The sequence below is a fragment of the Sphingomonas horti genome (assembly GCF_009753715.1).
Taxonomy (GTDB): domain Bacteria; phylum Pseudomonadota; class Alphaproteobacteria; order Sphingomonadales; family Sphingomonadaceae; genus Sphingomonas_B; species Sphingomonas_B horti.
In genome coordinates, this window is record NZ_WQMS01000006.1 from 288,097 (window position 1) to 300,283 (window position 12,187).

Annotated in this window: 9 protein-coding genes; 8 read left to right on the forward strand and 1 reads right to left on the reverse strand. The window is 70.4% G+C overall.

Annotation, left to right across the window (positions count from 1 at the left end; genetic code table 11):
• Positions 1-26: 26 nt before the first annotated feature.
• The 6 genes from GON01_RS05055 to GON01_RS05080 are packed head-to-tail and all read left to right on the forward strand — an operon-like array spanning position 27 to position 5,267.
• A complete protein-coding gene (locus GON01_RS05055) occupies positions 27-1,097 on the forward strand; it encodes a CgeB family protein (protein ID WP_157026261.1) in 1,071 nt (356 codons plus the stop codon).
• Positions 1,097-1,846, forward strand: a complete 750-nt coding sequence (locus tag GON01_RS05060) for a sugar phosphate nucleotidyltransferase (RefSeq protein ID WP_157026262.1) — start codon at positions 1,097-1,099, stop codon at positions 1,844-1,846. Before GON01_RS05055 ends, GON01_RS05060 begins: the two co-directional genes overlap by 1 nt.
• Complete coding sequence (locus GON01_RS05065; protein ID WP_198159779.1) at positions 1,767-2,588, forward strand: PIG-L deacetylase family protein; 822 nt, start codon at positions 1,767-1,769, stop codon at positions 2,586-2,588. Before GON01_RS05060 ends, GON01_RS05065 begins: the two co-directional genes overlap by 80 nt.
• Positions 2,561-3,601, forward strand: coding sequence for a glycosyltransferase (locus GON01_RS05070; protein WP_198159780.1), 1,041 nt, complete (start codon positions 2,561-2,563; stop codon positions 3,599-3,601). Before GON01_RS05065 ends, GON01_RS05070 begins: the two co-directional genes overlap by 28 nt.
• Positions 3,598-4,344 (forward strand): class I SAM-dependent DNA methyltransferase, encoded by a 747-nt coding sequence (locus tag GON01_RS05075; protein WP_157026264.1) that lies wholly within the window; start codon positions 3,598-3,600, stop codon positions 4,342-4,344. Before GON01_RS05070 ends, GON01_RS05075 begins: the two co-directional genes overlap by 4 nt.
• Positions 4,341-5,267, forward strand: coding sequence for a GNAT family N-acetyltransferase (locus tag GON01_RS05080; protein WP_157026265.1), 927 nt, complete (start codon positions 4,341-4,343; stop codon positions 5,265-5,267). Before GON01_RS05075 ends, GON01_RS05080 begins: the two co-directional genes overlap by 4 nt.
• On the opposite strand, the gene GON01_RS05085 is transcribed toward GON01_RS05080, so the two are convergent.
• Positions 5,264-5,884, reverse strand: a complete 621-nt coding sequence (locus tag GON01_RS05085) for a PilZ domain-containing protein (RefSeq protein WP_157026266.1) — start codon at positions 5,882-5,884, stop codon at positions 5,264-5,266. The two genes, GON01_RS05080 and GON01_RS05085, sit on opposite strands and share 4 nt — an antisense overlap.
• Positions 5,885-5,998: 114 nt before the next feature.
• Here GON01_RS05085 and GON01_RS05090 point away from each other — a divergent pair, with 114 nt between their 5' ends.
• Entirely contained in the window at positions 5,999-8,035 is a 2,037-nt protein-coding gene (locus GON01_RS05090; protein ID WP_456299955.1) for an autotransporter assembly complex protein TamA, read from the forward strand.
• Complete coding sequence (locus tag GON01_RS05095) at positions 8,035-12,177, forward strand: translocation/assembly module TamB domain-containing protein (RefSeq protein ID WP_157026267.1); 4,143 nt, start codon at positions 8,035-8,037, stop codon at positions 12,175-12,177. Before GON01_RS05090 ends, GON01_RS05095 begins: the two co-directional genes overlap by 1 nt.
• Positions 12,178-12,187: the final 10 nt, after the last annotated feature.

Genomic DNA, 12,187 nt, shown 5'->3' on the forward strand with positions numbered 1-12,187 from the left:
TTGGGAGGCGAAAGGGACGCCACCCGATGAAGCTCGCGATTTTCGGCCTGACCGTCAGCTCGTCCTGGGGAAACGGCCACGCGACGCTGTGGCGCGGCCTGATCCGGGCGCTGGCCGCGGACGGGCACGAGGTGCTGTTCTACGAACGCGACGTCCCCTGGTATGCGGGCCATCGCGACCTGACCGAGCTCCCGGGCGCGACCCTGGTCATCTATAGGGACTGGCAGGACATCGCCGCCCGAGCTGCGGACTTTCTCGACGCCGATGCGCTGTTCGTCACGTCCTATTGTCCGGACGCGGTCGCGGCGAGCCGGCTGGCGGCGGAGCGGGGCAGGGGCCTCCGCGTCTTCTACGACCTCGACACGCCGGTGACGCTCGGGCGGCTCGCGGCGGACGAGGAGGTAGACTATCTGCCGCCCGAGGGACTGGGCGGGTTCGACCTGGTGCTGAGCTATACCGGCGGGTCCGCGCTGGACGCGCTGGAGCGGGAGCTGGGTGCGCGCCGGGCGGTGCCGCTGTACGGCCATGTCGACCCGGACGTGCACCGGCCGGTCGAGCGGCAAGCCATGTTCGGCGGCGATCTCAGTTATCTCGGCACGTTCGCTGAGGACCGGCAGGCGCTGGTCGAGCGGCTGTTTCTCGGGCCGGCGCGGCGGCGGCCCGACATGCGCTTCGTGCTCGGCGGCTCCGGCTATCCGCAGGACTTTCCCTGGACGGACAATATCTGGTTCATGCGCCACGTCGCGCCGCCCGACCATCCGGCCTTCTTCTGCTCCAGCCGCGCGACGCTGAACGTCACCCGCCGCGACATGGCCGCAATGGGATGGTGTCCCTCCGGCCGGCTCTTCGAGGCGGCGGCGTGCGGAGTGCCGATCCTGTCGGACCGCTGGCCGGGGCTCGAAGCCTTCTTCACGCCGGACGAGGACATCCTATTGGTGTCGCAGCCGGAACACGTGCTCGCCGCGCTCGATCGCGACGATGCGGAACTGCGCCGCATCGCCGCGCGGGCGCGGGAGCGAACGCTTGCCGAGCACAGCTCCGCGGAACGTGCGCGGGAGCTGGTCGCCCTGCTCGAAACCGCGCGGGAATATGCCTGATGTGGGGAATCATTCCCGCCGCCGGCAATGGAACGCGAATCCAGCCGCTCGCCTTTTCCAAGGAACTGCTGCCGGTCGGCAGCCGGATCGACTCGAACGGCGTGGAGCGGCCCAGGGCGGTCAGCGAATATCTGATCGAGCGGATGGTGAAGGGCGGAGCGACCAAGATCTGCTTCGTCATCTCGCCCAGCAAGTCGGACATCGTCAGCTATTATGGCGGCGGCATCGGCCACGTGGACACCGCGTTTGTCGTCCAGCCGCAGGCGGCCGGGCTATGCGATGCGCTGTTCCGCGCCTGCCCGATCGCCGCGCCGGACGAGCCGGTGCTGATCGGTCTGCCCGATACGATCTGGTTCCCGGAGGACGGGCTGGCCAGGCTGCCGGACGAAGGCCTCTCCTTTCTCTGCTTCCCGGTCGAGCGCCCTGAGCTGTTCGACGCGGTCGTGATGGACGATGACGGCGCGGTCGAGGAAATCCAGGTCAAACAGCAAGGCGCCCGTTCCAATTGGGTATGGGGCGCGTTCAAGATGCCCGGGCAGGTCTTTCACGATCTCTATCGCCTGTGGTGCGAGCCGGGGCGGGGCGACGAATATATGGGCACGCTCGTCAACGCGTGGCTGGCGCGCGGCAACCGGGCCACGGCCGTGAAGGCGGGCGAAAGCTATGTCGATGTCGGAACGCTGGGCGGCTATCGCAGTGCGATCCAATTGCTCGCCCGGACCGGCGCTCCGGCCGTTCGTGCCGCATGACCTTGCCGCGCGGCTGGCATCGGGCGAGCGGATCGAGGAACCGGTCGCGATCGTGGTCGCGCACCCCGACGACGAGAGTCTGTGGCTTGGAACCGCGCTGAAGCGGCTGGCGCGCGCCACTCTGATCCACCTGACCGACGGTGCGCCCACCGACATGCGCGACGCGACGCGGCTCGGCTTCCGGAGCCGCGGCGACTATGCCGCCCGGCGCGCCGGCGAGCTGGACGCGGCACTCGGGACATTGGCGGCGACGCCGCGCCGCATCGCCTATGATTTCGCCGACCAGAGCCTCGCGTACGGCCTGCCCGAGCTGATCGCGCGGCTGCGCGCCGACCTTGCCGGCATGCGCGCGGTGCTCACCCATCCATATGAGGGCGGGCATCCGGACCATGACTCCGCCGCCTTTGCGGTGTGCCGGGCGTTCGGCGGCGAGATCGTCGAGTTCGCCTGTTACCACCTTGCCGGCGGCGAACGGGCATGGGGCATCTTTTGGCCGGACGCGGATGCGCCGGAGCTAGTTCGCGCGCTCGATCGCGACGAGCAGGCGCTGGTCGGCCTGGCGATCGACGCGCACGCGAGCCAGCGCGCGGTGACCGGCTGCTGGCGACCGGCGGAGGAGCGATGGCGCCGGGCGCCGCGCTATGACTTTGCCGCGTTGCCGCCGCCAGGCGCGGCGCTCTATGACAGTTTCGGTTGGGCGATCACGTCCCGCGGATGGCGGGAGCTGGCGGCGCGATGCTGACCGTGTTGAGTATCGGCTACCCGTTCGCTCCGGTCACCGCGGACCCGGCGGGCGGGGCGGAGCAGATTCTGGCGCATGTCGATCGTGCGCTGGTCGCGGCGGGTCACCGATCGATCGTAGTCGCCCCTCAAGGATCCCATGTCGCGGGCGAGCTGCGCACGATCCCGGCGGTCGATGGAGAGATCGATGCTGCGGCAAGAACCCGGGTGCACGGCGCGGTGCGCGACCGCATCGCCGACGAACTGAGGGGCGCGCCGATCGACGTGATCCACTATCACGGGCTGGATTTCGGCGTCTATTTCGCCGCGGCCGCGCTGCCTCAGCTCGCCACCTTGCACCTGCCGATCGCCTGGTATGCGGAGGCCGCGCTCCGCTCGGGTGCGCGCCTGCTGCCGGTATCGCGGGACGAGGCGGCGCGTGCGCCGGCAGGGCTGACGCTGCTGCCGCCGATCGAGAACGGGGTCGATCTCGACCGCTACCGACCGGCGCGCAGCAAGTCCGATTATGCGCTCGCGCTCGGCCGCGTCGCGCCGATCAAGGGGTTTCACGACGCGATTGCCGCGACCAGGAGGGCCGGCGTGCGGCTGCTGATGGCTGGGCGGCTTTATCCCTATCCGGAGCATCGCCGCTATTTCGCGGCGCAGGTCGCGCCCGCGCTTGACGACTGGCATCGTTGGATCGGGGCAGTCGCCGGCCACGCCAAGGCGCAGCTGATCGCCGGCGCGCGCTGCCTGCTGGTCCCTTCGACGGCCCCGGAAACCAGCTCTCTCGTCGCGATGGAAGCGCTGGCCAGCGGTACGCCGGTGATCGCCTATCGCTCCGGGGCGTTGCCGGAGGTGGTCGAGGACGGCGTCACCGGCTTCATCGTCGACGACGCGGACTCGATGGGCGATGCGATCGCGCGGGTCGATACGATCGACCCCGCCGCCTGTCGTGCCGCGGCGGAGGCGCGCTTTTCGGCAGCGCGGATGACCGCCGAGTATCTGCGCCTCTACGAACGGCTGGCGGCATGACGTCGCCGCAGATCGCGCTGGTGCGGATGCTGCTGGAAGGCGCCGAGCTGCCCGAGACCGGCCCGGTCGCCGCGCTCGCCCGAGCCCATCCGGCGCGCATTGCGAAGGCGCGCGCGCTGATCGCCGGCGGCCTCGACCCGCCCGGCAGCGCCGAAGCCGCACGCGCGCTGTTCGATCGGCTGGCAGTCGAGGCGCCGGAGGCAGGCGTCGCGCTCTATTCGCTCGGTGATCCGGCACTGCTCGAGGAGGCCACGGCCGAGCTGGTCGCCATGGTCCAGCGCTGGCATCCGCTCGACGGGCAGGACGTGCTCGATTTCGGCTGCGGCATCGGGCGCGTCGCGCGGGCGATGACGGCGCGCGGCGCCAGAGTGGTCGGCCTCGACGTCTCGCCGGCGATGATTGCCGAGGCGCGAAGGCGCGGCGGCGACGTGCGTTACCTGATCGGCAGGGGACGCGGGCTCGATGGCGTCGCCGATGCGAGCGTCGACCTGATGCTGGCCGCCGACAGCTTTCCCTATCTGGTCGCCGCCGGACTGTTGGACGCGCATGTCGCCGAAGCGGCGCGGGCGCTCCGCCCCGGCGGCTCGCTGATCGTGTTCAACTGGTCCTATCGCGGCGACCTGGCGGCGGACACGGCGGAGGCGGCGCTGCTGGCGAATGCGCACGGGTTCGACCTGCTCCGCTCGGCCGAGCGACCGTTCGCGATCTGGGATGCGGCCGGTTTCCAGCTGGTGCGGCGATGACGCTGGGGGACGATGCGTGGGCGCTGTGGCGGAGCGATCCTCGCGCGACGCCGTTCCAGTCGCCGGCCTGGCTCAATGCCTGGGCCACGCATCTGGGCGGGCAGCAGGTTCACGTCATCGAAGTGCCCGGTCGCGCGCTCCTGCCGCTTTTCCTGTGGGACGATCGGGGCACGCGCAAGCTGGTGCCCGCCGGCGCCGGGCACAGCGACTATTGCGACATGATCGGTGATCCGGACGCGGTGCCGGCCCTGCTGGACGCCGCTGCCGACGCACCGATCGCGTGGGACGAGCTCGTGCTGCCGGACCTGCGTCCCGATTCGCCGCTGCTGCGCCCGCCGCCGCCCGGCTGGATTGCCACGGACGAACCGCACGAAATCTGTCCGGTGCTCGCGCTGCCGATGGGCAAATCGCTACGCGAGCTGCTCTCGAAAACGCAGCGGCGGAAGCTGGCGCATGACCGCCACCGTGCCGACGATCTTTCGGACCTCTCCGTGTCGCTCGCGACGGCAGCGGAGGTGCCGGACGCGGTCGAGGCCATGATTGCGCTGCATACGGCGCAATGGAATGCGGCGGGCGAACGGGGGATGCTGGCGGATCCGCGCGTCCGGGCGTTTCACCACGCGGCGGCGCCCGCACTTGCGGAAGCGGGCCTGCTGCGCATGGCGGTCATACGTCACGCGGGGCGCATCGTTGCGGCGCTGCTCGGCTTTCGCGATGCGGAGCGCTTCCATTCCTATATCGGCGGGATCGACCTGTCGGTTCCGAGGCAGAGCTTTGGTACGCTCGCCTTCGCCTGCCTGATCGAGACCGCGATCGCGGAAGGCGCGCGGGAGTTCCATTTCCTGCGCGGCGAAGAGCCGTACAAATATAGCTGGGACGCGGTGCCGGTCCGGACGATGCGGCGAACGCTGCGGCGCTGTTAGGCGCGCGGCGCCTGGTCGAGCCAGAGCTGGAAGGCGCGCCAAGGCAGCGGCTTGTCGAATCGGATGCCGGAGACGTCGCCGCGGGACCAGCGAAGCTCTGCGTTGGTGGCGCCGATCCCATCGATCGAGGCGACGATCGGCTCACCACGCTTGAGCGGCTGCTCGGGACGGCAGCTGAGGCCGCCGATCGCGATGTCGATGATGTCGCCGGCCACCGCATCGCCGTCGCGGCCAATCAGCCTGACGGTGCCGCGACGCACGAAGCGCGGCGCTCGCGGCCGGACGCGCAGCAGCGTGCCGCGCTCCTCGCGGAGCATCTGCTCGACGTTCACCGGCGCGTCGAATTCGATGCCGGCGCCAATGCCCTTGGCCCAGCGCACGACGCCGGTCATCTGCTTGTCGGAACGAAGTTCGACGTTAACCTGCTGGCCGACCGCCGGCGGATGCAGGCATTCGAACATCAGCCCGCCCGCGGACAGGTTGCGGACGACGCAGAGCTGGTCGATGCCGTCCCAGACGGTGCGGCCGACCCGCAGCACGGAAATGTGGCGAGGCCCGACGCGGCGGTCGTCGAAATCGTCTTCCTGCGGGAAGGGGTGGGCAAAGGCGGCAGTCACAGCGGAGTCGCTAGGCCGAATCGCTTAAAAATCCGCTTAATCGCCGGGCAGTAATCATGCCGGGTCCGGAACTGTCCCTCGCCGCTCGCGTTGCCCCGCGAAAAGGGGTTTCGGTTGAAGGCGATCTGGATTGTCGCGGCGGTGATGGCGTGGGCGCCGGGAGGAGCGGCGCGCGCGCAGCCGCAGCTGCAGCAAGCGCCGCCGCCCGATGCCGCGATCGTGCCCGATGCCGAGTTCGAGGCGGCGCTGCCCAAGGTGGGCGACGATTTGAAGGCTCCGCTGGCGCCACTCCAGTCGTTCGACACCCCTGCGCCACCGCCCCCCGACCCGGCGCTCAGTGAGCCGCTGCCCCCGCTCGCCACCTTCGACGTGACGACGCCGACCGAGCCGGCCAAGGCGGAAGCGGTCGAGAATGCCGCCACGGTGCGATACCGCGTCGTCGTGGAAGGCCTCGACCAAGTCGGTCTCGAAGGACGGTTCCGCTCCCTGTCGGCGCTGGACAAGGGCGACGGCCAGGCCGCGAACGGCGCAGTGGTGACGGCGCGCGCGCGCGAGGACGAGCGGCTTGCGGCGACGATCCTCCATTCCGAGGGCTATTACGACGCGGTCGTCACGTCGTCTGTCGCACCGGTGCCGGACCAGCCGAACAGCGTCACCGCGACCATCAGCGCCGTGCCGGGGCCGCGCTACGCGTTCGGCGCGATCGCGATCACCGGCCCGGCGACGGTGCCGCCCGGCATTGCGCGCGAGGCGCTGAAGCTGAAGTCCGGCGATCCGATCATCGCCGCAGATGTCGAGGCAGCCGAGGCGAACGTGCGGCTGCGCCTGCCGCAGCAGGGCTATCCGTTCGTCGATCTGGGCGAGCGCGACGTGCTGCTCGATCCGGCGACGCATCTGGGAGACTATACGCTGCCGGTCGATCCCGGCGCGCGCAGCAGTTTCGGCGGGTTCCGAACAGAAGGCGATCTCGCCTTCGACGCTGGGCATGTGGCCGTGTTGTCGCGGTTCCGGCGCGGCGAACTGTACGACAGCCGCAAGGTCGACGATCTGCGCGAGGCGATGGTCGCGACCGGGCTGTTCTCCAGCGTCGCGGTCGAGCCGATCGCAACCGGCGAGCCGGGGCCGGACGGCACCGAGCTGGTGGACCTGCGCGTGATCCAGCAGGCGGGGCCGCCGCGCACGCTCGCCGCGCAGGCCGGCTATGCGACCGGGCAGGGCTTCACGCTCAGAGGTAGCTGGACCCACCGCAATCTGTTCCCGCCGGAAGGCGCGCTGATCGTCGCCGGCGTCGCGGGCACGCAGGAGCAGGGCGCGTCGGTGACGTTCCGGCGCTCGAACGCGGGCAAACGCGACCGCACGGTGAACCTGGCGCTCAGCGCCTCGCACCAGGATTACAAGGCGTTCGAGGCCTATACCGCGTCCCTGATCGGCAGCATCGCGCGCCAGTCGACGCCGATCTGGCAGAAGGTCTGGACCTGGAGCTACGGGTTCGAGCTGGTCACGACCGACGAGAAGCGGGCCGACCCCACCCGCCGGCGCGACGACGGCACCTATTTCATCGCCGCGCTGCCGGCCCAGATCGGCTATGACCGGTCGAACAACCTGCTCGACCCGACCAAGGGCTTCCGCCTTGCGGCGCGGGTCAGTCCCGAAGTGTCGCAGCGCGCGAAGGGCGCGTTCGACCAATATGTCCGCGCTCAAGTGGACGGCAGCGTCTATTATCCGGCCAGCGACAGCCTGACGATCGCCGCGCGGGTGCGGCTGGGCTCGATCGTCGGCGCAGCCCGCGACCGGATCGCGCCGTCGCGGCGGCTCTATGCCGGCGGTGGTGGCTCGGTGCGCGGCTTCGGCTATCAGGAGCTCGGTCCGCGCGACGCGAACAACGATCCGCTGGGCGGGCGCAGCCTGAACGAGTTCGCGGTGGAGGCGCGCTATCGCTTCGGCAATTACGGCATCGTGCCGTTCATCGACGCCGGGCAGGTCTATCAGAGCAGTACGCCCAAGTTCAGCGACATGCGCTTTGGAGTCGGCATCGGCGGGCGGCTCTACACCAATTTCGGGCCGATCCGCGTCGACATCGCGACGCCGCTCGACCGCCGCAAAGGCGAGGCGCGCTTCACTGCCTATGTCTCGATCGGGCAGGCCTTCTGATGACCGCGCGGCGGATCGCGATCTGGGCGGGCGGCATCGTCGCCGGGCTTCTGCTGGTGCTCGCGGTCGTGCTGGTCGGGTTGAACACCGATCCGGGCCGCCGCTTCATCGCCGACCGGGCCGCGGGTTTCACAACCGCATCGGGGCTACGTTTTCAGGTCGGCCGGATCGAGGGTTCGATCTACGGCAAGATGGTGCTGCGCGACGTGCGGGTCAGCGACACCAAAGGCGTGTTCGCGACGGCGCCACGCATCGCGATCGACTGGCGGCCCTTCGCCTATCTCGGCAACCATATCGATATCCGATCGGCGGCCGCGCCGCTGATCACCCTTTGGCGGATGCCGGCGCTGAAGCCGGTGCCGAGCCAGCCGAACGCGCCGATCCTGCCGGACATCGACATCGATATCGGCCGGCTGAAGGTCGACCGGCTGGTGCTGCAGCCGCCGGTCTCGGGTGAGCGCCGCATCGTCACGGTCCAAGGCAGCGTGAAGATCGCAGACCGCCGCGCGCAGGTCCGCGCCGACGCGGCGGTGCTGGGCGGTGGCGACCGGCTGAAGCTGGTGTTGGACGCCGTCCCCGACGACAACCGGCTGGCGATCGAGGCGCGGCTGGATGCCCCGGCCGGCGGCGTAATCGCCCGCACGGCCGGGCTCACGGTACCGCTACAGGCGCAGATCGGCGGTACGGGCAGCTGGCAGGCATGGAGGGGGCGGCTGACGGCAACGCTTGGCGGCCAGTCGCTCGCCGACCTGGCGCTGACCGCGCGCAACGGCACCTTCGCGCTCAAGGGGCCGGCCCATCCCGGCCTGGTCGTGCCCGCCGCCGCGCGCATCACGGCGCCGGCGCTGGAGGTCGACCTGACCGCCGCGCTGGACAAGCGCATCGCCAACACGAAGCTGGCGCTCCGCTCCGACGCGCTGGCGGTCGACGCGGCCGGCGAAGTGGACCTGGCACACAGCCGGTTCGGCGCGTTCCGCGTCGACGCGCGGCTGATCCGCCCGGCCTCGATCGCCCCGAACCTCAGCGGCCGTGACGTCCGGCTGCAGATGATCCTTGACGGGCCGTTTGCGCGGCCTGCCGTCGACTACCGGCTGAGCGCGGCCGCGATCGGCTTCAACAACACCGTCGTCGAGCGGCTGTTCGCGCAAGGACGGGCGCGCGTGAACAGCGATCGCATCCTGATCCCGGTTTCAGCGCGGGCGGCGCGGGTGACCGGGCTCAGCGCCAGTGTCGGCGGGCTGCTCACAAACGTGACGATTAACGGCCAACTCGCGATCAGCGGCGACACGATCCTGTCCGACAACCTTCGCATCCGGTCGCCGCAGATAGACGCTACCGCAGTGGTCGTCGCCGACTTGTCGAGCGGCACCTACCGCGCCGGGCTGAAAGGCCGCGTCAATAACTACCTGGTGCAGGGCGTCGGCATCATCGGGCTCACGACCGACGTGAACCTGGTGACGACGCCCAAGGGTTTCGCGCTGACGGGGCGGTTCGCCGCGGAGACGGTGCGGATCGACAATGGCAGCGTCCGCAACCTGCTCGGCGGGCACACGATCGTCACCGGTCGGCTGGCCTATGGCGATGGCGGCGTGGTGCGGATCACGCGGCTGCGGCTCGCCGCGCCGAAGCTGAAGATCAGCGACGGCGGCGGCACCTATCGCCCGGACGGCCGCATCGATTTCCGGGCGACGGGCGTGTCGGACCAATATGGCCCGCTGACCGTGTTCGTCACCGGCACCACCGCGCGCCCGCAGATCCGCATCCGCGCGTCGCGACCGAACATCGGCGTGCCGCTGACCGATGTCGACGCGCAGATCCGCTCGACCGGCAACGGCTATGCGATCACCGCGACGGGCGGCTCGCCCTATGGTCCGTTCTCGGCCGACCTGTTCGTCGCTACGGGCGGCGGCGGACCGCTGGCGGTCGATATCCGCCGCGCGCATTTTGCCGGCATCGACTTCAAGGGACGGGTGACGCAGACCCGCGCCGGGCCGTTCGCGGGCCAGCTGAGCCTTGCCGGCTCCGGCTTTACCGGCACCGTGCGCCTGGGCGCGCAGGGCAGCGTGCAAACGGCGCAGGTCTCCGCCCGCGCGGTCGAGGCGACGATCCCGGCCGAGCCGCCGATCCGGATCGGCCGCGCCACCGTCGAGGCGCGACTGGTGCTTTACGCATCGGCGCCGCTGGTCGTCGCGGACATTCAGGCAGCCGGAGTCCGCCAGGGCCAGATGGTCGTGCAGACCGCGCGCGCCCGTATCAACTACCAGGGTGGGCGCGGCACTGCCGAGCTGGCCGCGAAGGGCCGCAGCGGCGCGAGCTTCGAGGTCGCGGCCAGAGCCGACCTGTCGCCGGGCCTGTACCGCGTCGCGGCGCGAGGCACCGTCAACAGCATCGCCTTCCACCTTGCCCGGCCGGCGGTGATCCGGGCCGAGGGTGGCGGTTATGCGCTGGAGCCGGCGACCATCGTGCTGCCGCAGGGCGAGGTGCGGCTGACCGGCCGCTACGGCCCGGGCGTGGAGCTGCGTGCCCGGTTCGACGGTCTCGACCTGTCGGTGCTGAACGCCTTTGCGGCGGGCGCCGGGGTCGGCGGCAAGGCCACCGGCAGCCTCGACTTCGCGCAAACGGGGAGCGCCTTCCCGCGCGCCGACCTGCGTCTCGCGGTCGACAATTTCACGCGCTCGGGCGCAGCGGCGGTGTCGGAGCCGGTCGACATCGCGCTGCTCGGCACGCTCAGGCCCGAGGGCGGCGCTCTGAGCGCGGTGATCCGTCGCGGCGGCCAGGCGATCGGGCGGCTGCAGGCGCGGCTCCAGCCCGTCGCCGCGGGAGCGAGCTGGACCAGCCGACTGTTCGCGGCCCCGCTGTCCGGCGGCATCCGCTACAACGGCCCGGCAAGCGTGCTCTGGTCGCTGACCGGCATCGCCGACCAGCAGCTGAGCGGCCCGATCGGCGTCGCCGCCGACTTCTCGGGCCGGCTCGACCAGCCGCAGCTGACCGGCGTGATCCGCGCCAACGCGCTCGGCTACACCAACGAGACCTATGGCACCCGCATCCGCAACATCCGCCTTTCCGGCCGCTTCACCAACGACCGGCTGGAGATCAGCGAGTTCACAGGCCAAGCCGGCGAGGGGACAATCTCTGCGCGCGGCTCGGTCGGCCTGTCCTCGGCCGCGGGCTATCCGATCGACGTCAGCGCAACGCTGGACCATGCACGGCTCGCCCGCTCCGACGCGCTGGGCGCCACCGCAACCGGCACCCTCCGGCTGACCAACAGCAAGGCGGCCGGCGCGACGATCGCCGGCGACCTTCGGCTGCCCGAGGTCCGCTACCAGATCGTCCGCCAGGGCGCGGCCGAGGTCGCGGTGCTGGAAGGGGTCCGCCGCAAGGGCGCGCCGCCGCCTTCTACCGAGCCCGACGAGCCGCCGCCGTTGCCGGGCCTGTTCAAGCTCGACCTTAGGTTGCGGGCCGACAACCAGATCTTCGTCTCCGGCATGGGCCTCGAATCCGAATGGGCGGCGGACCTGCGCGTGGCCGGCACCAGCGCGGCGCCACGCCTGGTCGGACGGCTGGACGTGGTGCGCGGCACCTACAGCTTCGCCGGCCGCCGTTTCGACCTCGACAACAGCAGCCACATCAATTTCGAGGGCGGCACCAATCCGGCGCTCGATATCCGCGCCACCGGCGACGTGTCGGGCACCGAGATCACGATCGTGATCGGCGGCCGCGCGCAGAACCCGCAGATCAGCTTCAGCTCGACGCCGCAGCTGCCGCAGGACGAGCTTTTGTCGCGCGCATTGTTCGGTGAATCGATCTCCAGCATCTCGGCGATCCAGGCAGTGCAGCTTGCCGCGGCGCTGAACAGCTTGCGCGGCTCGGGCGGCGGCCTCAACCCGCTCGGCAAGCTGCGTTCCGTCGCGGGCATCGACCGGCTGCGCATCCTGGGTGCCGACGAGACCACCGGCCGCGGCACTGCGGTCGCCGCCGGTACCTACATCTCCAACCGCATCTATGTGGAGATCATCACCGACGCGCGCGGCTTCACCGCCACCCAGATCAACATTGCGCTGTCGAAGGCGCTCAGCATCCTGTCGCAGACCAGCTCCTTCTCGGGAACCAGCGTGGAGCTCAGGTACCGGAAGGACTATTGACCCGTTACGT

Coding starts and splice junctions, on each gene's coding strand:
- GON01_RS05055 (WP_157026261.1), top strand. CDS start 27: ATGAAGCTCGCGATTTTCGGCCTGACCGTCAGCTCGTCCTGGGGAAAC.
- GON01_RS05060 (WP_157026262.1), top strand. CDS start 1,097: ATGTGGGGAATCATTCCCGCCGCCGGCAATGGAACGCGAATCCAGCCG.
- GON01_RS05065 (WP_198159779.1), top strand. CDS start 1,767: ATGTCGGAACGCTGGGCGGCTATCGCAGTGCGATCCAATTGCTCGCCC.
- GON01_RS05070 (WP_198159780.1), top strand. CDS start 2,561: ATGGCGGGAGCTGGCGGCGCGATGCTGACCGTGTTGAGTATCGGCTAC.
- GON01_RS05075 (WP_157026264.1), top strand. CDS start 3,598: ATGACGTCGCCGCAGATCGCGCTGGTGCGGATGCTGCTGGAAGGCGCC.
- GON01_RS05080 (WP_157026265.1), top strand. CDS start 4,341: ATGACGCTGGGGGACGATGCGTGGGCGCTGTGGCGGAGCGATCCTCGC.
- GON01_RS05095 (WP_157026267.1), top strand. CDS start 8,035: ATGACCGCGCGGCGGATCGCGATCTGGGCGGGCGGCATCGTCGCCGGG.